This window comes from Kocuria sp. LHG3120 (genome assembly GCF_049897445.1).
Lineage (GTDB): Bacteria > Actinomycetota > Actinomycetes > Actinomycetales > Micrococcaceae > Kocuria > Kocuria rosea.
Window position 1 is genome coordinate 481,115 of sequence record NZ_JAFCWG010000002.1, and the last position, 23,980, is coordinate 505,094.

The 23,980-nt window shown below is 71.9% G+C and carries 24 protein-coding genes; 12 read left to right on the plus strand and 12 right to left on the minus strand.

The window, feature by feature from the left end; all coding sequences use genetic code 11:
- Positions 1 to 27 precede the first annotated feature (27 nt).
- From ACP7CD_RS06200 to ACP7CD_RS06210, 3 genes are all read right to left on the minus strand, one after another.
- Positions 28 to 1,431 (minus strand): aspartate ammonia-lyase, encoded by a 1,404-nt coding sequence (locus ACP7CD_RS06200; RefSeq protein WP_095650936.1) that lies wholly within the window; start codon positions 1,429 to 1,431, stop codon positions 28 to 30.
- Positions 1,432 to 1,636: 205 nt separating this feature from the next.
- The gene (locus ACP7CD_RS06205; RefSeq protein WP_426119448.1) at positions 1,637 to 2,635 is read right to left on the minus strand and encodes an asparaginase; all 999 of its coding nucleotides are present in this window, start codon (positions 2,633 to 2,635) and stop codon (positions 1,637 to 1,639) included.
- A 185-nt stretch (positions 2,636 to 2,820) separates the two neighbouring features.
- Positions 2,821 to 3,516 (minus strand): FadR/GntR family transcriptional regulator, encoded by a 696-nt coding sequence (locus ACP7CD_RS06210; RefSeq protein ID WP_426119450.1) that lies wholly within the window; start codon positions 3,514 to 3,516, stop codon positions 2,821 to 2,823.
- Positions 3,517 to 3,774: 258 nt separating this feature from the next.
- On the opposite strand from ACP7CD_RS06210, the gene ACP7CD_RS06215 reads away from it, so the two are divergent.
- The 5 genes from ACP7CD_RS06215 (at position 3,775) to ACP7CD_RS06235 (ending at position 6,829) form a co-directional block, all read left to right on the plus strand.
- On the plus strand, positions 3,775 to 4,452 hold the full coding sequence (locus ACP7CD_RS06215) for a hypothetical protein (protein ID WP_426119452.1): 678 nt from the start codon (positions 3,775 to 3,777) through the stop codon (positions 4,450 to 4,452).
- Positions 4,453 to 4,661: 209 nt separating this feature from the next.
- Positions 4,662 to 5,153, plus strand: a complete 492-nt coding sequence (locus tag ACP7CD_RS06220) for a beta-class carbonic anhydrase (protein WP_426119454.1) — start codon at positions 4,662 to 4,664, stop codon at positions 5,151 to 5,153.
- Positions 5,154 to 5,447: 294 nt separating this feature from the next.
- Complete coding sequence (locus ACP7CD_RS06225; RefSeq protein ID WP_109222674.1) at positions 5,448 to 5,777, plus strand: hypothetical protein; 330 nt, start codon at positions 5,448 to 5,450, stop codon at positions 5,775 to 5,777.
- 82 nt (positions 5,778 to 5,859) lie between these two features.
- Positions 5,860 to 6,435, plus strand: coding sequence for a dihydrofolate reductase family protein (locus ACP7CD_RS06230; RefSeq protein WP_035928595.1), 576 nt, complete (start codon positions 5,860 to 5,862; stop codon positions 6,433 to 6,435).
- 7 nt (positions 6,436 to 6,442) lie between these two features.
- Entirely contained in the window at positions 6,443 to 6,829 is a 387-nt protein-coding gene (locus ACP7CD_RS06235) for an MmcQ/YjbR family DNA-binding protein (protein WP_031282371.1), read from the plus strand.
- Between the two features lie 74 nt (positions 6,830 to 6,903).
- On the opposite strand, the gene ACP7CD_RS06240 is transcribed toward ACP7CD_RS06235, so the two are convergent.
- A complete protein-coding gene (locus ACP7CD_RS06240) occupies positions 6,904 to 7,824 on the minus strand; it encodes a LysR family transcriptional regulator (RefSeq protein WP_426119456.1) in 921 nt (306 codons plus the stop codon).
- 111 nt (positions 7,825 to 7,935) lie between these two features.
- Here ACP7CD_RS06240 and ACP7CD_RS06245 point away from each other — a divergent pair, with 111 nt between their 5' ends.
- Entirely contained in the window at positions 7,936 to 8,628 is a 693-nt protein-coding gene (locus tag ACP7CD_RS06245) for a LysE family translocator (protein WP_251355862.1), read from the plus strand.
- Positions 8,629 to 8,866: 238 nt separating this feature from the next.
- Positions 8,867 to 11,395: a PEP/pyruvate-binding domain-containing protein gene (locus tag ACP7CD_RS06250; protein ID WP_426119459.1), complete on the plus strand. Its 2,529-nt coding sequence runs from the start codon at positions 8,867 to 8,869 to the stop codon at positions 11,393 to 11,395.
- A 122-nt stretch (positions 11,396 to 11,517) separates the two neighbouring features.
- Here the strand turns inward: ACP7CD_RS06250 and ACP7CD_RS06255 are convergent, their stop codons facing one another.
- Both ACP7CD_RS06255 and ACP7CD_RS06260 read right to left on the minus strand, forming a co-directional pair.
- A complete protein-coding gene (locus ACP7CD_RS06255) occupies positions 11,518 to 11,955 on the minus strand; it encodes a VOC family protein (protein WP_035928799.1) in 438 nt (145 codons plus the stop codon).
- A gap of 135 nt (positions 11,956 to 12,090) precedes the next feature.
- A complete protein-coding gene (locus tag ACP7CD_RS06260; RefSeq protein WP_035928606.1) occupies positions 12,091 to 12,372 on the minus strand; it encodes a hypothetical protein in 282 nt (93 codons plus the stop codon).
- A 360-nt stretch (positions 12,373 to 12,732) separates the two neighbouring features.
- On the opposite strand from ACP7CD_RS06260, the gene ACP7CD_RS06265 reads away from it, so the two are divergent.
- Together ACP7CD_RS06265 and ACP7CD_RS06270 are read left to right on the plus strand one after the other, a co-directional pair.
- Positions 12,733 to 13,734, plus strand: a complete 1,002-nt coding sequence (locus ACP7CD_RS06265) for a hypothetical protein (RefSeq protein WP_426119461.1) — start codon at positions 12,733 to 12,735, stop codon at positions 13,732 to 13,734.
- Complete coding sequence (locus tag ACP7CD_RS06270; RefSeq protein WP_035928611.1) at positions 13,731 to 14,090, plus strand: PadR family transcriptional regulator; 360 nt, start codon at positions 13,731 to 13,733, stop codon at positions 14,088 to 14,090. The genes ACP7CD_RS06265 and ACP7CD_RS06270 overlap by 4 nt, the downstream gene beginning before the upstream one ends.
- A gap of 120 nt (positions 14,091 to 14,210) precedes the next feature.
- Here the strand turns inward: ACP7CD_RS06270 and ACP7CD_RS06275 are convergent, their stop codons facing one another.
- The 3 genes from ACP7CD_RS06275 to ACP7CD_RS06285 all read right to left on the minus strand — a co-directional run bounded on the left by ACP7CD_RS06275 (position 14,211) and on the right by ACP7CD_RS06285 (position 16,105).
- On the minus strand, positions 14,211 to 14,516 hold the full coding sequence (locus tag ACP7CD_RS06275; protein ID WP_017832234.1) for a hypothetical protein: 306 nt from the start codon (positions 14,514 to 14,516) through the stop codon (positions 14,211 to 14,213).
- 69 nt (positions 14,517 to 14,585) lie between these two features.
- Positions 14,586 to 15,485 carry a dihydrodipicolinate synthase family protein gene (locus tag ACP7CD_RS06280; RefSeq protein ID WP_017832233.1) on the minus strand — a complete coding sequence of 300 codons (900 nt, stop codon included), beginning with the start codon at positions 15,483 to 15,485 and terminating at the stop codon, positions 14,586 to 14,588.
- Positions 15,486 to 15,556: 71 nt separating this feature from the next.
- Positions 15,557 to 16,105 carry a B3/B4 domain-containing protein gene (locus ACP7CD_RS06285; protein WP_426119464.1) on the minus strand — a complete coding sequence of 183 codons (549 nt, stop codon included), beginning with the start codon at positions 16,103 to 16,105 and terminating at the stop codon, positions 15,557 to 15,559.
- 270 nt (positions 16,106 to 16,375) lie between these two features.
- Here ACP7CD_RS06285 and ACP7CD_RS06290 point away from each other — a divergent pair, with 270 nt between their 5' ends.
- Complete coding sequence (locus tag ACP7CD_RS06290; RefSeq protein ID WP_017832231.1) at positions 16,376 to 17,539, plus strand: MFS transporter; 1,164 nt, start codon at positions 16,376 to 16,378, stop codon at positions 17,537 to 17,539.
- Positions 17,540 to 17,695: 156 nt separating this feature from the next.
- On the opposite strand, the gene ACP7CD_RS06295 is transcribed toward ACP7CD_RS06290, so the two are convergent.
- The 3 genes from ACP7CD_RS06295 to ACP7CD_RS06305 all read right to left on the minus strand — a co-directional run bounded on the left by ACP7CD_RS06295 (position 17,696) and on the right by ACP7CD_RS06305 (position 21,578).
- Positions 17,696 to 18,571, minus strand: coding sequence for an NAD(P)-dependent oxidoreductase (locus ACP7CD_RS06295; protein WP_017832229.1), 876 nt, complete (start codon positions 18,569 to 18,571; stop codon positions 17,696 to 17,698).
- A 35-nt stretch (positions 18,572 to 18,606) separates the two neighbouring features.
- Entirely contained in the window at positions 18,607 to 20,034 is a 1,428-nt protein-coding gene (locus tag ACP7CD_RS06300) for a GntP family permease (RefSeq protein ID WP_017832228.1), read from the minus strand.
- 884 nt (positions 20,035 to 20,918) lie between these two features.
- Entirely contained in the window at positions 20,919 to 21,578 is a 660-nt protein-coding gene (locus ACP7CD_RS06305) for a GntR family transcriptional regulator (protein ID WP_017832227.1), read from the minus strand.
- A gap of 386 nt (positions 21,579 to 21,964) precedes the next feature.
- Between ACP7CD_RS06305 and ACP7CD_RS06310 the strand changes: the two genes are divergently transcribed.
- Complete coding sequence (locus tag ACP7CD_RS06310) at positions 21,965 to 22,828, plus strand: transketolase (RefSeq protein WP_017832226.1); 864 nt, start codon at positions 21,965 to 21,967, stop codon at positions 22,826 to 22,828.
- Entirely contained in the window at positions 22,825 to 23,856 is a 1,032-nt protein-coding gene (locus ACP7CD_RS06315) for a transketolase family protein (RefSeq protein WP_017832225.1), read from the plus strand. The genes ACP7CD_RS06310 and ACP7CD_RS06315 overlap by 4 nt, the downstream gene beginning before the upstream one ends.
- Positions 23,857 to 23,980: the final 124 nt, after the last annotated feature.

The following is a 23,980-nucleotide window of genomic DNA, read 5'->3' on the forward strand; positions in this document are numbered from 1 at the left end:
GTGGTGGCGGAAGAGCTCGTGGACGGGTCAGACGGTGAGGTTGGCGAGGCGCTCCGGGCGCAGGATGCGGCCCAGCTCCTCGGCGGTCAGCAGACCGCGCTCGCGCACCAGCTCCGCGACGCCGGCGCCCGTGACCAGGGCCTCCTGGGCGATCGCGGTGGCCGTGGCATAGCCCAGGTGAGGGTTCAGCGCGGTCACCAGGCCGATGGAGTGCTCCACCGACGCGCGCAGGTGCTCCTCGTTGGCGGTGATGCCGCGCACGCAGCGCTCCGTGAGCGTGGTGCAGGCCGCCCGGAGGTGGGCGACGCTCTTGTGCAGGCTGTGGACGATGATCGGCTCGAAGGCGTTGAGCTGCAGCTGTCCGCTCTCGGCGGCCATGGTGATCGTGACGTCGTTGCCGATGACCTCGTAGGCGACCTGGCTGACGACCTCGGGGATCACCGGGTTGATCTTGCCCGGCATGATCGAGGAGCCGGACTGCACGGCGGGCAGGGTGATCTCGCCCAGCCCCGCCCGGGGCCCGGAGGAGAGCAGCCGCAGGTCGTTGCAGATCTTGGACAGCTTCACGGCCACCCGCTTGAGCACCCCGGACAGGTGCACGAAGGACCCGACGTCCTGGGTGGCCTCCACGAGGTCGACGGCGGTGACCAGCGGCAGGCCGGTCACGGCGGCCAGGTGGCGGCAGGCCGCGGCGGCGTAGCCGTCCGGGGCGTTGAGCCCGGTGCCGATCGCCGTCGCCCCGAGGTTGATCTCGTGGACCAGCAGGCTCGCCTCGGCGAGGCGCTGGCGGTCCTCCCGGATCATCACGGCGTAGGTGCCGAACTCCTGGCCCAGGGTCATGGGCACGGCGTCCTGCAGCTGGGTGCGGCCCATCTTCACGACGGTGCGGAACTCGCGGGACTTCGCCGCGAAGGCGTCCTCCAGCACCTCCAGGGCCGCCAGCAGCTCCTGCACGCCGGTGATCGTGGCGATCTTCACGGCCGTGGGGTAGGCGTCGTTGGTGGACTGCGACAGGTTGACGTGGTCGTTGGGGTGCAGCCGGGTGTACTCCCCCTTCCCGGCGCCCAGCAGCTCCAGGGCCCGGTTGGCGATCACCTCGTTGGCGTTCATGTTGGAGGAGGTGCCGGCGCCGCCCTGGATCACGTCCACGCGGAACTGCTCGTGGAGGCGCCCGTCCAGGATCTCCTGGCAGGCCCCCACGACGGCGTCGGCCCGGGCGGTGTCGAGCAGCCCGAGCTCGTGGTTGGCGCGGGCGGCGGCGAGCTTGACGGCCGCCAGTCCCCGCACCAGGTGGGCGTGGCCGCCCAGGGGCAGGCCGGTGATGGGGAAGTTCTCCACGGCGCGCAGGGTCTGCACGCCCCAGTAGGCGTCGGCGGGGACCTGGCGGTCGCCGAGCAGGTCGTGCTCGGTGCGGAAGGCGGGAGCGGTCATGGTTCTCTCGGTTCTCTCGGGTATCACGAGGTGGTGGACGGCAGCGGGACGGTGGGTCAGCGGGACGGTGGGTCAGCGGGACGGTGGGTCAGCGGGACGGTGGGTCAGCGGGACGGTGGGTCAGCGGGACGGTGGGTCAGCGGGACGGTGGGTCAGCGGGACGAGGGCGGTCTCTCATGGAGCGGGAGGGACAGCGAGCAGTGGCTCAGGGGGCGGCGGCGAGGGCGACGGCGTGCAGCGACCCCACGGTGCGGCCCCCGCCGAGCACAGGGACCCGGCCCAGGCCGGCGAGCGCTGCGGGGTCCACCCCGAGCCGCTGCAGGGCCTGCACGGTCACCGGCATCCGGGCGCGGTCGGCGCCGTCGGCGATCTTCACGGCCAGACCGCGCCCGTCCGGCAGGCCCACGAGCTGAAGGCCCTCGAAGCCGTCCTTGGCCAGCAGACCGGGGACCCTGCGCATGAGCTCCGTGACGTCACGGCCCTCGCCGGCCACCTGCTCGGGGTGCCCGGTCATGGCGGAAGCGACCCAGGCCTCGGGCGTGCCCGGGGCGGCGGAGGCCAGCCGGGCGAAGGCGGTGGCCATGCCCCGGAGGGTGACGGCGTGCAGGGGTGTGCCGCAGCCGTCGGTGCTGCCGGGCCCCAGCGGTTCGCCGGTCAGCTCCGCCACGACCTGGGCGATCAGCAGCTGCAGCGGGTGGCCGGGGCCGGTGTAGCCGGCCACGGGCCAGCCGTTGACCCGGCAGGTGGCGACCATGGCGGCGTGCTTGCCGGAGCAGTTCTGGGCCAGGCGGGTGGGCCCTTCGCCGGCGCGCAGGGCGGCGGCCCGTTCGGCGGGTCCGTACGGCAGGTCGGGCACGTTCTCCAGGGGGGTCTCGTCCGCGCCGTGGCCGGCGAGGATGCGGCGCGCGCCGTCCCGGTGCCGGGGCGCCCCGGAGTGGCTGGCCGCGGCCAGGGCCAGCAGGGGCCCGGGCAGCTCGAGGCCGGCGCGGAGCATGGCCACCGCCTGCAGCGGCTTGAGGGAGGAGCGGGGGTAGAAGAGGGCCAGGGGGTCTCCGGCCTCGAGCAGGATCCGCCCGGCGGCGTCCGTGGCCACGAGCGAGCCGTGGTGGACGCTCTCGACAACGCCGTCGCGGACCTGTTCGGCGACGGGCACGTGCTGCGGGCGGGCGGTGGACAGAGGTGCCTCGAGGGCTGCGGTGGTCATGCTGGGTCCTTGCTGGAGGTGATCGGTGCGAGCGGGGGCGCGCGCCGGAGGGAGGCGCCGGAGGGCGCCCCGCGCGGAACGGAGGGCAGGGTCGAGGGCAGGACGACGGACGAGCAGGGCGAGGACCGCGCCTGCTCGAGCGGAGGCCGGGAGGCCGGAACAGTGGCCGGGACGCGGCCGGCGGGCTACTCGCCGGTGATGGCGCCGAGGGCGCCGCGCACGGCCGCGAGGTGGTCCTGCATGGCGGCTTCCGCCTCGTCGGCCGAGCCGTCGCGGATCGCGTGGAAGATGCGCAGGTGCTCCTCGTCCGAGCGCTTCTGGCGGGCCGCGACCACGTTGAGGGTCTCGGACTGGTGGAAGAGCGCCTCGCGGATGTCGGCGATGACCTTCTCGAACACCCGGTTGTGGCTGATCCGGGCGACGGCGGCGTGGAAGCTGGTGTCCAGCTCGACCCAGGCCTGGGGGTCGTCCTCGGCCGCCATCGCCGCCACGACGTCCTGCAGGAAGCGCACGTCCTCCTCGGTGCGGCGGCGCGCGGCGAGACCGGCCGCGGGGACCTCGATGTGCGGCCGGGCCTCGTGCAGGTCCCGGGCCGAGTACGCGCCCAGGGCCAGGTCCTCGGCCACCCGCTGGGAGACGACGAACGTCCCCTTGCCGGTGCGGCTGACGGTCAGACCCAGCGCCGCGCAGGAGCGCAGCGCCTCGCGGATCACGGACCGGCTCACGCCGTACCCCTGGGCCAGCGCAGCCTCCGAGGGCAGCTTCTCCCCCACGGCGAGGCGCCCCTCCCGGATCTGCGCGAGCAGGTCCTTGAAGACGGCCTCCGCCGCACTGAAGCGCTCCACCGGCTGTCCGACTGTCCGGCTGTCTGACAGGTTCATGTGGTCCAGCATGATACGGATCACACCGGGCTGTCAAGGGGCCACGAGCCGGTTTCCTGCACGTCTCGTGCAGGTTCTCGCCAGGTCCGCCTGCTGTGCTGGAGCCGGCATCCCCACACCCCGAGCGGAAGCAGGTGCATCATCGCCGCCAGAACCACCAGAACCGCCGGCACCGCGCACCGGGACCGGGACCGGAGCCGCCCCCTGCGCTCGCTCCTCGCACTGCTTCTCGTGCTCGGGATGCTGGCGGGAGCACTGGTGCTCCTCAGACCCGGCCTGGTCAGCGGCCTGCGCACCGGAGACGGCGGGCTGACCTGGGGCGCCGAGTGCGTCGTCGAGACCGCGGACGGAGCGGTCGGGCTCGACCGCGAGGAGGCAAAGCGGGCCACGACCGCGGTGGCGCTCGCCGCCCGCGGGGTGGAGGCCCCGGACACCTCCGGCCTCGACCCGGCGGTGCTGCGGCGCCTGGCCGACGGACCACCCGAGGACGCCGGCGCGAGCCTGAGCTGCCGGGGCTCAGCGGCCGACGACCTGCCGCAGCAGCAGCTGACCGCAACCGGCCTGACCCCGCGCGCCGAGCGGGTGCGCGCAGCGATGACCGAGGTGTTCGGAGAGCAGAGTCTGGGCGGGTTCGCCCCCGGCGGCGTCGGCCAGGGGCACGGCGAGGAGTCGACGCACTACGACGGCCGCGCCGTCGACGTCTTCTTCCGCCCCGTGACCGAGGAGAACCGGCGCGAGGGGTGGCTGCTGGCCCACTGGCTGGTCGCGCACGCCGAGGACCTGGACGTCCAGTACGTCATCTTCGACGACCGCTTCTGGAGCGCGCACAGCTCGCGGGGGCGGTGGCGGGACTACGACGCGCCCGAGCCCGGCAACGAGATCCTGCGCCACCTCGACCACGTGCACGTGGACGTGCTGCGGGGCGGTCCGGAGTGAGGAGCCGGTCGCAGCGCCGGGCCCCGGAACCGGCCTCCGCGTCGCGAACGATGACCACGGGAGGGGTGTGCACGGGCGACGCCCGGTCCTAGGGTGAGGAGCGGACCGGGCGGCTCCGGACGGGTCGGACCGCAGCGCCCGGGGACACCGGGGACCGAAGCCGGCCCCCGGGACGCGGTCCGCCGCACCCGTCGAGGAAAGGACCCGCCATGAGCGCCACCGACGACCTCCTGGACCACGCCGAGGCCTACGCCGCCGCCTTCACCAAGGGCGATCTGCCCATGCCCCCGGCCCTGCCGGTGGCCGTGGTGGCCTGCATGGACGCCCGGCTCAACCCCTACGGACTGCTGGGGCTGAGCGAGGGCGACGCCCACGTCATCCGCAACGCGGGCGGGGTGATCACCGACGACGAGATCCGGTCCCTGGTCATCAGCCAGCGACTGCTGGGCACCCGGGAGATCATCCTCATCCACCACACCGACTGCGGCATGCTCACCTTCACCGACGACGCCTTCACGGCACAGATCGAGGCCGACACCGGGATGCGCCCGCCGTGGTCACCGGAGTCCTTCACCGATCCCGACGACGACGTCCGCCGGTCCATGGCGCGGATCACCGAGAACCCCTTCGTCCCGCACCGGGACAGCGTGCGGGGCTTCGTCTACGACGTCACCGACGGCTCCCTCCGCGAAGTCCGCTGACTCCTGCACCGTCCTCCCACCCCGAGGGCCCCGCCACCCGGAGCGGGCGGAGGGACCCTGTTCGGGGTCCGGCGATCAGTGGGCGACCGTGACGCGGCGGCGGGAGATCGCCGGGCCAGGGCGCGACACGCGGGAGCGGCTGATCTCGCAGAAGCCGCAGCCCAGAGCTCCGCGACGCGGCGGACCCGGGCCCGCGGGGCTGCTTTCCGCCTCCGGGGACGGCCGGTTCCCCACAGGGGACGGCGTCGTGGGCTATGAATGGAACGACCACGGACGGACCCCCAGGAGGACACGGTGACGAAGCACGACGACTCCCAGCCCATCACCTCTGTCATCAACACGGGTGAGCTGATGCGGCAGCTGGCGCAGAAGGAGGCCGACCACCGACGCCGGGTCCAGGCCTGGACCGCCGACGGCGTCGAGGAGCTGACGGACACGGCGGAGCTGCTCGACATCACCCTGCACCACAGCGACGTCGACGTGGCGGCTGCCGCGCTCGGCAGCGACCACCTGAGCGCCGCCGACCGTCGCCACGCGGCCGACAACGCCGCCGACCCGCACGTGCGTGCTGCCGCGCGGGCGGAGGCGTCCCGCCGCGGCGAGGACCGGGACGGGCACGGCTGACGACCCGCCGCTGGACGCACGACGGACCTCGGATCCGCTGCCCCTCTTGTGCCCGGGCAGCTCCGGCGGGTTGAGTGGGGGCATGGGGAAAGTGATCTACTCCGTCGCCTCCTCGCTGGACGGCTACAACTCGGACGAGCAGGGCAGCTTCTCCTGGGCCGTGCCCGACGAGGCCGTCGTCGCCGCCCTGACCACGGACCTGGCACCGGTCAGCACCTATCTCTACGGGCGGCGCATGTACGAGACCATGGCCGTCTGGGAGACCGACCCGTCCGCGGCGACGTGGTCCCCGGAGTCGGCGCGCTTCGCGGAGACCTGGAAGCGCGCCGAGAAGATCGTCTTCTCCTCCTCCCTCGGCCGGACCTGGACCGAGCGCACCCGGCTCGAGCGGGAGTTCACCGCCGCGGCTCTCGAGCGCGCGAGGTCCGAGGCGTCCGGCGACCTCACGATCGAGGGCCCGACCCTGGCCGGCAGCGCCCTGCGGCTGGGGCTGGTCGACGTGGTCGAGCTCCTGCTGTGCCCGGTCGCGGTGGGCGGCGGCACCCCGGTCTTCCCCGACGGGCTGTCCCTGGAGCTGCGCCTCCTCCGGGAGCGCCGCTTCGACAACGGCATGGTCCAGGTCGGCTACGAGGTCCGCCACCCCCGGTCCCGCGGATAGCAGCGGCGTGGACGGGACGAGACTTCAGCAGATCGCCATGGAGGCGGCCGCCGGACTGCCGGCCGTGACGCACACCTGCCCCTTCGGCCCGGACCACGAGGTGTTCAAGGTCGTGGGCAAGATCTTCCTGATGACCACGGAAGCACCCGGGAAGCCGATCGTGACGCTCAAGTGCGAGCCCCCGCACGCGATGGCGCTGCGCCAGGAGTTCCCCACGATCACCCCCGGCTACCACATGAACAAGCAGCACTGGATCTCCCTCGCCGCCGGCCCGGGGATCACCCCGGACCTCGTCGAGGAGCTGGTGCTGAACGCCTACGAGCTCGTCGTCGAAGGACTCCCCCGGGCCAAGCGCCCGGTGCTGCGCCACACGCGCACCGGAGCACAGCCCTGAGCGGGCGTCCTGCCGTCCGCGTCCGGCGTCGGGGGCGCGATGCGAGCACGGGGTCCGTCCGAGCGGTCGCGGAGTCAGTGCTCGTCCGGTGGTGCCGGGCGGCTCCGTCGAGCGGCTTCGCGCAGCGCCGTCAGGGCCGTGTGGATCAGCCGCGCCCGGGTGGGGTGGCTGCGGGTGTGGGCGACGATGCGCCGGTGCACGGCCGGGTCGACCAGCGGCCTCGAGGTGAGAGCCGCCGGCAGCCCGGCGAGCGCGATCCGGGGCAGCACCGTGATGCCCAGCCCGGCCGCGGCGAGGCTGGTGGCCGCATGGTGGTCGTCGAGACGGGCGACGTAGTGCGGGGTGTAGCCGGCGGCGTGACAGGCGCGGGTGATGATGCGCCCGGTGGGGCCGTCGTGGATGTCGTGGTCGATCCAGGGCTCGTCGCGCAGCTGGGCCATCGTCACCGCGGGGCGTGCGGCCAGCGGGTGGCCGACCGGCAGCACCACGCAGAAGTCCTCCTCGTGCAGGGCATGGCGCTGGTATCCCTCCAGGTGGACGAGGGGCCCGTGGAGGGACTCGTTGCGCACGTCGACGTCGGGGGCCCGGCGGCCTCCGGTGGAGTGCAGCTCGTTGATGCTGATCTCCACCACCACGTCCGGGGACCGGGCACGCAGGGCGACCACCACCCCGGGCATCCAGGCCTGGGCCAGGGACGCGAAGCAGGCGACGGCGATCTGCTCGGCCCGGCCCTGCCGCAGATCCTCCACGGTGCGCTCGAGGCGTTCCAGGCTGCTGAGGGTCTCCGCGCTGGCCTCGCACAGGTGCCGGGCGGCCGGGGTGGCCTCGATGCCCCGGCCGCTCTTCTCGAACAGCACCAGCCCGGTCTGACGGGCCAGGGCGCGGAGGTGCTGGCTGACGGTGGCCGGGGCCAGGTGGAGGTTCCGGGCGGCGGCGTGGATCGAGCCGGCGGCGATGACCGCGCGCAGGATGGTGAGCCGGTGCGGGTCGAGCATGCCCCGATCGTACGCTTTCACCTGCCAATGCCACGGAAATCATTGCTAGTGCTGAAGGGTGACGCGGTGGCACGGTAGAAGTCACCGAGTACTGATCGACAAGGAGCTGCCGTGGACACCTCGAGCTATCTGGCCCTGCTGGGCGTGGCCGTGGTCCTGGCCCTCACCCCGGGACCCGACACCGTCCTGACCCTGGGCTGCGCCCTGCGGCAGCGCCGGGCCGGGATGCTGGCCGCCGCCGGGTCCGCGGTGGGGGTATTCGTCTGGGCGGGGCTGGTCGCGGTGGGCGTGGCCGCCTTCCTGGACAGCTCCCCGGCCGCCTTCCAGGCTCTGCGGATCCTCGGGGGCGCCTACCTGTTCTACCTGGGCTATCGGGCGATCACCGCCAACGCTCCCGCCCCGGCCACCGCCGTGCCGATGACCGTCGGCGTGGCACTGACCGCGGGGTCGACCGTCACCGCCGCCCCGGACCGCCGGGAGCCCTCCGGGCCGAGGGCGCGATCGGCCTTCGCCGCAGGGCTGGTGTGCTGCCTCACCAACCCGAAGACCGGGCTGTTCTTCCTGGCCCTGCTGCCCCAGTTCACCCCGCCCGGGGCCGGGGCGCTGTTCGTCGTGGTGGTGATGGGCGGGACGGTGGCGGCCACCATCGGGGTCTACCTGCTCCTCGTGGCCCTGGCCGCCCACACCGCCGGCACCTGGCTCAACCGTCCCACCGTGGCCCGCAGGATCGAGCTCACCTCCGGGGCGGTCTTCGTGGCGCTGGGGCTGACGACCACCGTCCCCGTGCTCGTCTCCTGGATCTGAGCGGGCTCCCCGCGCGGCCGACCGGAACGACCCCCGCGGACGGACCGGCCACGCCGGGGGAACCGGTCCGTGTCGACCACCGGCACCGCCGCGCCGTCACGCCAGTGCCTCACGGCACGGGGAGGTTGACCCGCCGATCGGCGGGCCGGATCATCGGCTGTGAACGGGCCACCGGACGCCCCATGGCGCTGCCCGTTGCGCACCTCCCGCCGGCCCCGGGGCACCAGAGAGGCATCCCATGGACGTGATCGACCTGGCCCACATCACCTCGGCGACCACCGCGCTCGTCGGGGGCAAGGCCGTCGGTCTCGGAGCCCTCCTGTCCGCCGGCGAGCGCGTGCCGGACGGGTTCTGCCTGACCACCGAGGCCTACCGCTCGGGCGCCGTCCCCGAGCGGGCGGTGCTGACGGCCTACGAGCACCTCGGCGGTGGTCCCGTCGCCGTCCGCTCCAGCGCCACGGCCGAGGACCTGCCGGACGCAAGCTTCGCGGGCCAGCAGGACACCGTCCTCGACGTCGAGGGCGGGGACGCACTGCTCGAGGCCGTCCGGCAGTGCTGGGACTCCGTGCACAGCGAGCGCGCCGTCGCCTACCGGGCCGGTCAGGGGCTGGAGACCGGCGACCTCGCGATGGCCGTCGTCGTGCAGCGCATGATCACCCCGGCGGCCGCCGGGGTGATGTTCACGGCCAACCCGCTGACCGGCACCCGCACGGAGACCGTCATCGACGCGGTCCCGGGGCTGGGCACCGGAGTCGTGGACGGCACCATGGACACCGACCACTACGTCCTGCCCGGCCAGGGTCCGCTCCCCGGGACACAGGAGCACGGCTGCCTCTCCCCCGACCAGCTCCGCGAGCTCCAGGCGACCGGGCAGCGGGTGCAGCGCGCCCTCGGCAGCCCGCAGGACATCGAGTTCGCCTACGACGCCGAGGGCACGCTCTGGCTGCTGCAGTCCCGGCCCATCACCACGCTCTTCCCGCTCCCGGCCGGGACCGACCCGGTGCAGGGCGACCCACGGGTCTACATGGAGGTCGGCCACATGCAGGGCCTGCGGCGCCCGGTCACCCCCATGGGCGTGTCCGTGCTGCGGGAGACGACCCGCCGCTGGCTGCAGATCATCGGCGTCGACGACGCCGTGGTGGATCCGTTCCTCGTCGAGATCGGCGGCCGGCTGTTCATGGACCTCACCGGCCTCGTCCGCAGCCCGCGCCTGCACTCCCGCGTCCCCGAGATGGTGCAGGTCTACGGTCCGGCCGTGGCGCGGGGCGTGCGGCGCGTCCTGGACGACCCCCGCTACGCGCCCCGTCCCGGTCAGCGCGTGTTCTCCGCCGGTGCGACCGCGCGGCTGCTCCTGGCCACCGTCCCCGCCTCGCTGCTCGGCGCGCTGCGGGCCCTGGCCCGGCCCGCCGCCGCCCGCGAGCGCGCGTTCCACGAACTCGAACAGGTCCGCCGGCAGCCCCGGACCGAACCGGCGGACACGGCGGAAAGGGTCCGTTCCGCCGCCGGGCTGCAGGACGCGACGATGACCGGACCGATGATGCGCTCCCTGCCGCCCCTGTGGGCGGCGCTCATCGCCCAGGGGGTGGCCGGCTGGCTGCTGGACGGCATCCTGCAGCCCGGCGAGCTGAACGCGACCCTGCGCGGGATGCCCCACAACGTCACCACCCAGATGGACCTGAAGCTCTGGTCCGTGGCCGAGGCCGCCCGCCCGCACCGCGATCTGCTGGTCGGCGCTGCCCCGGACGAGCTCGCCGCGCGCTTCTCGCGCGGCGAGCTGCCCGAGTTCGGCCTGTCGGCCTTCCTGGCGGAGTACGGGATCCGCGGCAGCGCCGAGATCGACGTCGGCTCCCCCCGGTGGGCCGACGACCCCACTCCCGTGTTCGCCGCCCTGGCCGGGTACCTGCAGGTGACCGACCCGGACCAGGCCCCGCCGGCCCGGTTCGCCCGCGCCGCCGTCGAGGCCGAGGCCGCCCTGGCTGACCTCGTCGCACGCGCCAGGCGCACCCGGCCGCTGCGGGCCCGCCTTGCCGGGTCCATGCTGCGCCGCAGCCGGGAGCTGGCCGGCCTGCGCGAGCTGCCGAAGTTCCTCTGGCTGACCCCGCTGGCCGAGGTGCGCCGGCAGCTGCTCGCCGCGGGGGCCGAGCTCACCGGGCGCGGCCTGCTGGAGCAGCCGGAGGACATCATGTTCCTGACCCTGGACGAGGCCCTCGACGCCTCGCACGGCGCGGACCTGCGCGCGGTGGTGACCGGTCGGCGCAGGGAGCACCACCGCGAGGCCCGACGGCGGCAGGTCCCCGGCCTGCTGCTGTCCGACGGCACGAACCCCCAGGCCCTGCCCGACGCCACCGCGCCCGAGCACGGGCCGGACGTGCTGGTCGGCCAGCCGGCGGCCACCGGGATCGTGACCGGGCCGGTGCGGATCGTCCACCACCCGTCGGAGGCGAGGCTGCAGCCCGGTGACATCCTCGTCGCCCCGACCACGGACCCGGGCTGGACCCCGCTGTTCCTGACCCTCGGCGGACTCATCACGGAGACCGGCTCCACGATCGCCCACGGCCCGACCGTGGCCCGCGAGTACGGCATCCCGGCCGTCATCTGCGTGCCCGACGCCACCACCCTGCTGACCGAGGGCCAGGTGGTCACCATCGACGGCGCCACGGGTCTGATCCGGATGCACGGCACGGCCGGCGGTGCGCAGCGACCGGACGACCCGGACGCTCGAGCACACCGGGCCGGGCGACCGGGCCCGGCCGCACCCGGAGAATAGGCGCATGTCAGGACGGTTCGCGCAGGTGCCCGGCATCGAGGACCCCTCGATCGGCACCCTCGAGGAGGCCGGCTGGGAGCAGCAGGCCGAGAACCCCTGGCAACGTCCGGATTGACCCGTCGTCAGCGGCTGTGCAGTTCTTCGGCGAGCATCACGATGATGCCGCTGGGGCCGCGGACATAGGCGAGCTTGTAGGCGTCCCCGTAGGTCCCTACCCCGCGCAGCGGGTGACAGCCGTGCCTCGCGGCGATCTCGAGGGCGTCGTCGATGTCGTCGACGGAAAAGGCGACGCGGTGCATGCCGATCTCGTGAGGCCGGGTGGGCTGTGTCTCGATCGCCTCCGGGTGGATGTACTCGAAGAGCTCGAGGCGACCGTTGCCGTCCGGGGTCTGGAGCATGGCGATGTTGACGTGGTTGCCGTCGAGGCCGACGGCGGTGTCCGCCCACTCCCCGCTGACCGTGTCCCGGCCCAGGACGGTCAGTCCGAGGTCGGTGAAGAAGGCGATCGCCGCGTCGAGGTCACGGACGGCGATACCGACGTTCTCGAACTTGATGGACATGTGGTGCATCGTACCGAGCCGCGGCAATCCGGTCCTGCCGACGCGTCTTCATGTTCCGAAGGACGGACCCTCAACGGCGACTGCCGTGCAGCACCCGTCGGGAACCCGAGCTGCGGATCGCCATCGTGCTCATGGTCAGGGCCCGTAGACCAGTCCGACGACGAAGATCGCCACCGGAACGCAGAGCAGACCGAAGGCGACAGCCACAGCCCCCAGAATCTCCTTCTGCGCGCGGAATCCGGCAATGCCACCCACCAGTCCACTGACCGGGGGCAGCGCGAACGTCCACAGCGGCTTGGCCACTCCCGTGCCCTGCCAATCGAGGAGCATCAGCGTCAGCGCGGTGGAGACCGGGAAAGACGCCCAGGCGATCGTCGCCAGGATGCGCTTCCGCTTCTCGCGAACCGGAGCCTTCACCAAGAGTTGTCCCTCCTCTGCTCCACCGAGGGTGGAGTATTCGATGGAATCGGTGCGTGGCCCTCAGGACGGCATGGTCCCGCAGGAGTGCCGTGCGTCCGCAGCGGCATCCAGATGGCCGATCCCAGTATCCGGGGGTACAAGGCCGCTCCAGAGATGTCCAGATGGCGGGCGACCTGGGTGGCCGGCTCCCCGCCTCTAGATCAACTGTAGGGCGCTGCGGAACTGGGAGTCGGTGGAGATCGGGCGCACGCCCTGCCACAGACCCATCCGCCACACCCGACCGGCAGGACGTTGCCAACACCGCCGCCTCGTGCTTGTATGTAGATACGTTTTTGACCTAGATACAAGGTGGCCAGCATGGATGCGGATCAGTGGTCGGCGCAGGACCGGGGATGGGCTTCGCGCTACCGAACGGTGATGACGGGCAAGCACGTCCCGGAGTCCTCGCTCCAGGAACGTGAGCACGAGCTGCTCGACGCGGTCCGGGTGGCCCAGGTCTCTGCTGCCGAGCTCTTCGGTGATCCCACGGCACTGGCCACGGAAGATGCCGCTGAACTTGCGACAGTCGAGGAAGAGGTACGAACTTCCCTCGGCGCAGGGCTGCGGCCGGTACTGCAGGAGATCGGCGGCAGGCTGACGGGCATCAGCGCTGTCGCGGCGCTGCTCAAGGTCCTGCGCCACGGGTGGTCCATCGACGTCGACATCACCCATGTGCTCGTCGCCGCCAGTGTGCTCCTGGCCTTCCTCGGGTGGGTGGTGCTTCGAGCTCTATTCGTTGCCGGCCGAGCGGGGGTGACGATCAGCGTCTCTGTCGTCCTCGGCGCGGTCGTCGTCGCGGGAATCGCCTTCGCGGCAAACCTGGGATCCGGGCACTACGCGGCACGCGATGTCCCCGTGGTACTGCTGGCTTCGGCGATGCTCACCCCCGGGGTGGTCCTGCTGGCGGTCTCCCAGCGGATGCCGCAACAGGTGCTTCGCCAGGAATGGAACGACGAGCAGTGGCTGCGTCGCTTCACCAGCGGGCTGCGCACCCGCCTGGTGCCCTCCAGATCCGTTCGGGACCACGTCACCGAGATCGAGCAGGCCCTGGAGCTGTCCGGCACCTCGGCCTACGCCGAGTTCGGGCACCCGCTGGTGCTGGCGCGCGATCTGGCCGCGACCCATCGGATCGCTCGGACACGGCGCTGGTGGGTCCTCACACTCGCCGGCACGCTCACACCCCTGGTCATCGCCGCCCTCATCGTCACCGCCCACAGCTGGGGGGCGCTGACGATCCCGGTCGCGCTGGCGTTCGTGCTGTCCGCGGCCGTGGTGCTGGGCACCGCTTGGGGCGACCGACCCTGGAGGGCGAGGCAATGACCCTCCCCGCGTGGCAGCGCGCATCCCTGCCGATGCTCCTCCTCCGTGTGCTCGCGGTGGCACCGCGGCACGGGTACGGGATCTCCCAGGCGCTCGTCTCGGCAGGACTTCAACCCATCAAGGGAGCTCAGCTCTATCCCGCCCTCGGACGGCTCGAAGACGATGGTGCGATCACCGCACGGTGGGAGCAGAGCGGACCGGGCCCCGCGCGGAAGGTCTACGCACTGACCACCGCAGGACTCGAACAGCTCCACGAACTGAACGACCAGTGGGAGGCCTTCATGACCGCGGTCGAAACCCTCGGCCGCCCCGACCCAGCCGCTACTGCCGATCAAGCACCCCCGGCCAAGACATAGCCACGCCAACGCCTGGGCCCATACCGGAACGAAACCTCAACGGTGACGTCGTTCTCGTGGGCAGTGACCGGTAGCGGGCCACAGGTGAATCGGAGGGGACGGCCTGAGCTGTGGCCTGATTCAGATCGGGCGGGATCGATCGACGATGCTGGCAACGGCGGCGGCAGCGAGGACGGCGAGGGCGCTCCTGAGGCGGTCCGCCGCCCCGCGCAGCGGGCCGCACCTGAGGACCAGGCGCAGTGTCCGGGCCGGGATGGCGAGGACCTTGCGCCCGTCGCGGGCGGTGTCCAGGCGCCGGGCGATGAACGGTCCGAGCAGGTGGGAAGCGGTGACCGAGGCCCACAGTCCCGCCACCCATCCGGACAGTCCGCCGCCCCGGGCCACGAGCACGATGGCGTCCGCCGCTCCCCCGTCGGTGCTGCGCACCGGGGTCGCGGCGAAGACATGTCGCGCCAGTGCTGCGCCCCGGCGATCCGCCCTGCGGAGCTCCTGATGTCAGCGGTGATGGTCGAGTCCGAGGTCGCCGACCACCCGGGCCACCCGATCGCGCTGCCCCTCGTCGAGGCCCTGCAGGGGCAGCGGAAGACAGGCCCTGGGAGCCAGGCCCAGCTGCTCGGCGCACGCGGCCACGACCCGCAGGCTCCCGAACTCGGCGAACAGCTCCCACAGCGGTGCCAGCCGGTCGGAGGCTGCCGCGGCCTCCTCGGCCCGTCCGTCCAGGGCGGCCCGGGCGATGCGCAGGGCCGGGGCCGGCAGGGTGCCGGCGAGGACCGAGTACCAGGCGTCGCAGCCGGCGGTCAGTCCGGCGGCGGCCGTGGCGTCCCCGGAGATGCCGATGCTCACGTGGGCCGGGAGCACCGCGCGGATCTCGCGCACCCGCGCCCGGGCCTGCTGGGGGTCGGCGGGCACGCCGGGGATCTTGAGGGAGGCGATACCGGGCAGCTGCCCGATGCGGCCGTAGAGCTCGGTGGTGAAGGTGACGTGGGTGGTGCCCGGGTTGTCGTAGACGATCACCGGCACCGAGGAGTGCGCGGTGACGGTGTCGAAGAGCCCGACCACGTCGTCGTCGGTCAGCGGCTGATAGCTCATCGGAGCCAGCAGCACCGCGGCGGCTCCGGCCTGCTGGGCGTGCTCGAGGTGGGTGAGGACGTGGGAGGTGCGCAGGGCACCGATGCCGACGAACACCGGGACGTCCCCGGCGTGCTCGACGGCCAGGTGGGCGACACGGCGTCGTTCCTCGGTGCTGAGGTAGGCGTAGGAGCCGGTGGAGCCCAGGGCGGTGATGGAGTCCACCTGCGCCGCCGCCAGCCGTCGGATCAGGCCCACGTAAGCGGACTCGTCCACCGCATCGTCGGCCAGGGGGGTGAGGGGGAAGGCGCTCAAACCGGTGAACATGGTGCTGTCTCCTTCGGTGGAACGGATGGTGGATCGCGGCGGCACCGCCGTGGGGGAAGGGCGACGAAGGGTCATGACGGGTCCCCTGGGGTGTGCTGGTCGCCGGCAGTGAACAGGCGGCGGGCGCTCCGCACGTCGGGGCCGAGATCGGCCAGGCGGGTGGCGAGGTCCTCGGCGGCGTGCAGGGCCTCGTCCGTCATGGGCGCCAGCGCGTCGAGGATGAACAGGGCCGTGGTGGTCTCCGCTGTCAGTGCGGTGCGCCGGCCCTGGCGCCAGTTCCAGCGGCGGCAGGTCACCCCGGACTGGTCGCACCACACCAGCTCGCCGGGTTCGGGGTGCTCGATCACCGGTTCACCGCCGGCCACCGTGTCGAAGGGCTCTTGGCCGGTGGCGCGTACCAGTCGCGGCGCTCCGTGGTAGCCGGCCAGGTCCTCCCCGCCGAGTGGGATCTGGTGCAGGACCGAGACCGCGTTGTAGAGATCGGTCAGCCGGTTCACCCGCGGCAGCCCGGAGGCCGCTCGGCGCGTCAGGGCCTCCAGGCTGTTGCGCGTGCGCTGCGGTTTCGCCCCGAACGCCCGGTAGGCCTCCCGCCACGCGGCCACGTGCGGAAGCTGGTCCACCGGCCGGTCGGCCAGGGCACGGGCGGTGGCGGCCTCGGCTTCCTGGAGCAGCGCCTCACCGGCCGCATCGCTGGGGCCCGGCGCCCGTGCTGGCGACCGGCCCTGTCGCGATCCCCCAGGTCGAGGGATCGAAGGATGCCGGACATAGGCTGGCGTCATCATGTCGATCATCATTGTCCGCGACCAGCAGTCACCCGTAGGGCCGCTACGCCGCACAGCCCCCGCTGAGGCGCGCCACGATGACGGGGCCGTCGTCACGGGCCACGATCGATGGTGAACAACTCGGTCTGGCGGGCGCCGGGGATGCCGCTGATGCTGACGATGACCGCCCTGGGCTTCTCGGGATATGCCGCGCTGCTGGCCGTCGCGCCACTGTGGGCGGTGCACGGCGGCGCTGACACCGCCGGCGCGGGGCTGGTCAACGGCGTGCTCATGCTCTTCACCGTACTCACCCAGCTGTTCGTCCCCAGGGCCCTGCGCCGCTTCGGCTGGGCGCCGGTCCTTGTGGCGGGCATGCTCCTGCTGGGACTGCCCGCCCTGGCCCACGGCGTCAGTGACGCCCTGGGGCCGACCCTGGTGCTCTCCGCGGTGCGCGGGCTCGGATTCGGCGTACTGACCGTGACCGGCAGTGCACTGGTGGCCGAGCTGGTGGAGCCACAGCGTCGCGGGAAGGCGATCGGTGCCTACGGCCTGGCGATCGCGGGACCGCAGATCCTGTTCCTGTCGGCGGGACCCTGGATCGCCGAACAGCTCGGATTCTGGGTCGTGTTCACCCTGGCAGCCCTGCCCGTTGTCGCCGTCGTGCCCGCGATCGGTCTGGCCCGGATGCTGGACGGCGTCCCGGAGGGGGACGAGGAGGATGAGCGGGCGCCCTACCTGCGCCTCCTCCCTCCGATGGCGCTGCTGACCGGCGTCACCCTGGCCGGCGGCGCGCTGATCACCTTCATGGCCCAGATGAGCAGCAGTGCCGCGCTGACCGCCCTGGCGCTGCTGCTGATGAACCTCGCCGCCGCACTCACTCGTTGGCGGATCGGCGCACTGTCCGACAGGTACGGCCCACGCCGGTTCATCGCGCCGCTTGTGCTGCTGACCACGGCCGGCATGATGACCATCGCCTGGGCGGTCCGCGATCCCCGGGCCACCGAGGCCCCGATGTTGATGATCGGAGCAGCGATGGTGGGCATCAGCTACGGCGGCCTGCAGAACCTCACCCTGGTCGTGACCTTCCACGCCGTCAGCCGGCCGCACTACGGTACGGCCAGTGCGGTGTGGAACATCGGCTTCGACATCGGGACCGGTCTCGGGTCGGTCCTGGTGGGCATGATCGCCGCAGGGACCTCGTTCAGCACCGCGTTGTTGATCACGGGTGCGATCTCACTGCTGACTCTGCCGCTCGCGCTGCGGCGTCGCACCGCCGGGCCGCAGGTGAATTGATGCCGCAGACACTGCTGGCGCGGACGAGGAACCCCTACTGCAACGTTGGTCCGCCGCCGACCGGGCCGCAGGCCACGCGGCGATCTCTCTCGCCGCCTCGTGTCCGGGGCGCCGACCCATGGTGCTCGTCTGGACGTGGTGGGGTGGGCGGGCGGATCACCGCCGGTAGGTCTGGATGACTTGGGAGTCGTCCTTCCGGTCCCAGCCGGCGTCCTTGGCGGCCTGGTATCTCGCCTGGGCGGCGCTGATCATCGGGGCGTCGAAGCCGATCTCGTCGGCGATGTCCTTCACCAGGGTCGAGTCCTTCACGAAGATGCCGATGGTGCTCGTCACCTCGGCGTCCAGGCCCTGCAGCATGCGCGGGCCGCGGTCGGAGAGCATCCAGGACCCCCCGGCACCGCCGGCGACGGCGGGCAGCACCCTCTCCGGGTCCAGTCCGAGCTCCTCCGCGAGGGCGAGTGCCTCGGCGGCGGCCACGATGTGCACCGAGCACAGCAGCTGGTTGACCGCCTTGTAGGCCTGGCCCTGGCCGATCTCCGTGCCGCAGTCGATGATCGCCCCCAGTGCGTCGAGGACCGGCCGCACGTCGTCGATCGCGGCGGGGTCGCCGGCGGCGAACAGGCTGAGCTGACCGGTGATCGCCCGGGCGACCCCGCCGGTGACGGGCACGTCGAGCACGCTCACCGCAGGTGGGGCCGCGGCGGCCACCTCACGCACCGCACGGGGGCCGACGGTGCTCATCACCACCAGGACGCTGCCGGCCGGCATCTGCCGGAGCACCCCTGCCTCGCCCAGGGTGGCCGCCCGCAGCTGCTCCGGTGTGGCCACCATGCACACGACGACGTCGGCCGCGACCGCGGATTCCGGGGTCTCCTCGGCGCGCAGGCCCCGTGCGGTGGCCTTCGCCCGCTGCTCGGCGAACGGGTCGACACCGGTGACGTCGAATCCGGCGCCGAGGAGCTGCTCGGCCATGGGCAGGCCGATGGCTCCGATTCCGATGAAGGTGATCCGGGGCGGTGGAGCGGGTGACATGGGAGCCTCCTGAGGGCGTGACGGGCAGGGCATACTCAGATGAACAGGTCGAGCAGCAGGCACACGCCCAAGCCGATCACGGCGAAGGTGGACTGGGCGAGCGTGTAGATCTTGAACGTGCCCTTGGTGGTGAACCCGAGCATCTGCTTGAAGATCCAGAAGGTGTTGTCCGTGACGTGGGCGCCGAACGCGGCGCCGGTGCCGGCGGCCAGCAGGATCAGGATCGGCGCGGCCTCGATGGAGCCCATGATCGGGGCGAGCAGGGTCGCCGCGGTGATCGCGGCCACCGAGGCCGATCCCTGGGCGATGCGCAGGACGGCGGCCACGGTCCAGGTGAGCAGCACCGGGATCGCGGCATTGGCCTGGAAAAGGGCGGCCATCATGTCGCCGATGCCGACCTCGGTGATCACCTGGCCCAGGGACCCGGCCACGCCGGTGAACAGGAGGATCGAGCCGGAGGTCTGAGCGCCCCGCGTGAGCAGGTCGTCGATGCCGTCGCGGGTCACGGCGGGGACCGCCAGGACGATGCCGATGAGCAGGCCGATGAGCAGGGCGACGACGGGGCTGCCGAGGAAGCCGAGGACGGGGACTTCCTGGCCGATGAGTCCGGTGACGGTGTCCAGGATGATGAGCAGGATCGGCACGATCACGGGGAGCATGGCGACGACCAGTGGCATCTGCCGGGTCGGGGCGGTCACGGTCAGGGTGCCCGCCGAGGTGCCGGCGACCTCGGTGGTGCCCACGGTGGTGGGGCCCGTCTCGCGCTGGGTCTCGAGGCGGGCGCGTTCCTCCTCGATCGACTCGCCGAAGATGGAGTCGTCGAAGCTGTGGTCCTGGTCCGTGGCGGGGTCGAAGATCTTCCGCATCATCAGGTCGTGCACGAAGATGCTGGAGATGATGAAGAAGATGCCCAGGGGGATGCCCCAGATCAGCATGGTGCCGATCTCCACGCCGAGTGGTCCGGCGACGGCGATCGCCGCCACACCCGGGACCACGATGAGCAGCCCGACCTCGAGGCCGATGGCCAGTGAACCGGCCAGGGTGGCGATGCTCTTGCCGGTGCGCTTGGCGATGGCACCGGCGATCGGGGCGAGGATGACCAGGGCGACGTCGAAGTAGATCGACGGGAAGATGATGCCCGAGGTCAGTCCCAGGACGTAGGGCGACCGCTTGGGCCCGACGAGTTTCAGCAGCCCGTCGACGACACGCTGCATCGTGCCGGTGGCCGTCAGCGTGGTGCCGATCATGACGCCGAAGCCGATGATCAGGCCCACTTCGGCCATCAGCGCCCCGAAGCCGGCATTGACGGCGGCCACTGATTCGGTGAAGCCGAGCCCGGCGGCGACGCCCAGGTACAGTGCGCCGACGACGAGTGCGACGACGGGGTTGATCTTCGCCCAGACGATCATCAGGACGATGCCGATGACCGAGATGGCGAGATGGACCAGGACGAGCGTGTCCATGTCTGCTCCTCTGTGGATGACGCCGGACGGACCGGCAAGCGGATGGTGGTCGGGTCACACGGGCGGTGCTCCGCATGACGGAGGCGAGCAGGGCCGTGGCATGCCGCAGCGACCGGTGATCGGGCTTCACTGCACCGAAACACCACCGCCTGACCCGACCGGTCCTACCACCCGAGAGCGGCGGTTCCCGGCACGGGCTCGGGCGGATGCATGTCTGTCCTCGGCCGGCTCACCACTGACCACGACTTCAGTTGACTGTTAACAGTCAACTGCTGTTGCTGGAAGTGTGGCACAGAGCACACACGAGACGCAATGATTGATCGACGAGATGGGATAGGTCCATCCAGCCCTGGTGACGGGCTTCTCCGGTTGCGGGGGGCGGCCCCTCCGGCAAACCTCCGCATGATGCCGCCCAAGAAGCCCATCGGTTCCCCGGCGCAGGCGGGAGCCGCAGCCAGAGCCGCAACCGGGCGAAGACCGGCAGCACAGCCGTGGCCCGCTGGACAGGGCGGACAGGCCGAAGTCGGCCGATGGGTCTGGCAGGCCCACCGTCAGGGTCCACGACGGGCTGGAGCACCAGCTCCCTGGGTCAGAAGGGCTGACAGCCGGGCGAGTTGCGGACGGCATACGGAGCCGTGCGATGTCTCCGGCCCGCAATATGCCGCGCGGGGGGATGACATGGCGCAGTTCGCGGGGTGCTGGTGCGGATCCGTCCGGGCTCGTCCGACCGCCCCCGTGGACAGAGGGGCTCGCGTCGACCGGTCAGCTCAGTTTCGGCGAGACGTCATCCGGTTCCGGGCCGTCGGCCCCCGGCTGGGCATCGCAGTGCCCGGGCCTGCGAGTCCGAGGCGATCGGCCGGAGGCGGCACCTCGACAGCCGGTGCTCAGGAGACGAGGTTGGCCGCGGCTTCGTCCATGTGGGAGAGCATGTAGTCGGCGGCTGCCGGGGCGTCCCCGGCCGCGATGACATCGACGATGGCGGTGTGCCGGTCCACGCGCATGTTGCCCACGGCCCGGTCCATGCCGGCCCACATGAACGACATCCGGATCGACCCCTCCAGGGCCTGCCACGAGTGCAGGAGCATGGCGTTGTCCGTGAGGCGGCACAGCGTTCGGTGGAAGTTCAGGTCCGCCTCGATCCGCTCCTCCAACGTGTGGCCGACGGCTTCATCCATGGCCCGCACCGCGTCACGCAGTGTGGCCACGGCCGCATCGCGATGCTCCGCTCGGCTGAGCGTGCGCACGGCCAGGGACTCGAGGGCCGCCCGGACGGCGAAGATGTCGACGATCTCCTTGGCATCCAGACTGCGCACGGACAGCCGGCCACGGGCTCCGGCGGCGATCAGCCCCTCCTGCTGGAGCTGGCGCATGGCCTCACGCAGGGTGCCCCGGCTGATCTGCAGCTGCTCGGACAGCTCCGTCTCCACCAGGTGGGTGCCCGGGGGCAGCTCGCCGGTGGTGATGGCCCGACGCAGCGCCGTCAGAGCCTGCTGGCGCAGGTTCACCTTGGCCAGTCCGGCCAGGGCCGCTGTCTGAGAGGTCATCGTGGTCATCCTTCGGAAGCTGGAGGTGGACTGGTCGGACGCGGCGGGGGCACCGCCGCCTCCTGCCGCGCGTTGAACGGAACCCCGGAAGTGTCGGCCCGGTCGGCTCCGCTGACGACATCAGTGCCATGAACGTACCGCCGCACAGTGACTGCGACTCACCCCTCGATCATACGGGCCCGGTTAACCGTTGACCGGGCCGGATGTGCGGGGGCGGCACTTCTCCGGGAGGATCAAGATGTCATCTTTTCTGTTGACTGTTAACAGTTGAACGGCGTACTGTGATGCCAACCACAGACCGTGTCGACAGGCACCAGTTCCGCGGCCACCAGGACGCCGTATCGCGCGACCGGCTGATCCGACCACCACCACATGAGGGGAAACCCATGCAGCCAACGACTGATATCGCTCCGGTCGAGCCCGAGCGTCTGACCCGGATCAAGGAGGCGGCCTTCCGCATCCGGACCAACGCACTGATCCAGGGCGAGGTGCAGGGGCAGGGCTACATCGGCCAGGCCCTGGACATCGCCGACGTCCTGGCGGTGCTCTACGCCGACCAGCTGAACCTGCGCCCGGAGGACCCGGAGTGGGAGGGCCGGGACCGGTGCCTGCTCTCGATCGGCCACTACGCCATCGCCCTGTACGCCGCCCTGGCCGAGGCGAAGTTCCTGCCGCTGGAGGAGCTGGAGACCTACGCGACCGACGACTCCCGGCTGCCGATGTCGGCGATGGCGTCCTACACGCCGGGGGTGGAGATCTCCGGGGGGTCCCTGGGCCACGGCCTGGTGGTCGCCAACGGCGTGGCCCTGGGGCTCAAGCGCAAGAACAACCCGGCGTTCGTCTACAACATCCTCTCCGACGGAGAGCTCAACGAGGGCTCCACCTGGGAGGCCGCCGCCGTGGCCGCCCACCACGAGCTCGACAACCTGATCGCGATCGTGGACTTCAACGACCAGCAGGCCGACGGCAAGAGCCAGGACATGCTCGGCATGGAGCCGATCGAGGGCAAGTTCGAGGCCTTCGGCTGGATCACCCGCCGGGTCGACGGCAACGACGTCGCCGCCGTCCTGACCGCCCTGGAAGAACTGCGGACCATCGAGGCGAACCAGCCGCGGTGCCTGATCGCCAACACCAAGCTCGGCAAGGGCGTGGACTTCCTGGAGAACCGCGAGAAGCTGCACTTCATGACCGTCGCCGCCGACGAGTGGCAGAAGGCCCACGACCGACTGAAGGAGTCGTCCCAGGCATGAACACCACCCCGAACACCGCCACCCAGAAGAAGCGGCTGACCTCGGACGCGATGAGCGCCTCCCTGGCCCGGGAAGGGCAGCGGACCACCGCCGCTCCCCTGGGCCACGCCCTGGTGGAGCTCGCCGAACGCGACGACCGGGTCGTGGGCCTGTCGGCCGATCTGGCCAAGTACACCGACCTGCACATCCTGCGCGACGCGATGCCCGACCGGTTCTACCAGGTCGGCATGGCCGAGCAGGCCCTGCTCGGGGCCGCCGCCGGGCTGGCCATGGAGGGCTTCGTGCCCTTCGCCTCCACCTACTCCGTGTTCGCGACGCGCCGGGCCTACGACTTCCTGTGCCTGGACATCGCCGAGGCGAACCTCAACGTGAACATGGTCTGCGCCCTGCCCGGGCTCACCACCGGCTACGGGCCCTCCCACCAGGCCACCGAGGACGTGGCGATCCTGCGGGGAATGCCCAACCTCACGATCGTGGACCCCTGCGATGCGGTGGACATCGAGCAGGCCGTCGCCCAGCTGGCCGCCCACGACGGACCCACCTACATGCGGATCCTGCGCGGGAAGGTCCCGCGGGTGCTCGACGAGTACGACTACACCTTCGAGCTCGGCAAGGCCAAGCTGATCCGCGACGGGGCCGAGGTCCTGCTGATCTCCACCGGCCTGATGACCGAACGCGCCCTGGAAGCCGCCAAGGCCCTGGAGGCCGACAAGGTGGACGTCGCCGTGCTGCACGTGCCCACCCTCAAGCCCCTCGACGAGGCCACCATCCTGGCCGAGCTCGCCAAGGACCGGCTGGTGCTCACCTGCGAGAACCACACCGTCATCGGAGGCCTCTTCGACGCGGTCGCCCACACCGCCGTCCGCGACGGCGTCCTGCGGCAGATCACCCCCATCGGGCTGCCCGACGAGTTCCTCGACGCCGGCGCCCTGCCCACCCTCAACGACCGCTACGGGGTCTCCACGACCAAGATCGCCGAGAAGGTCAGGACGCTGCTCCACCCGCGGCACACGGAACGCGTGGACTGAGCACGGCACCGAGCAGCACGGCACAGCGGTGGGGGGCGGGCGGGGGACCGGGACCGTCGGCCCCCCCCCCGGTCGGGTGCCCGGCCACCCTATGTGGGCCCCACACGCGGCCCCGCCGCACCCG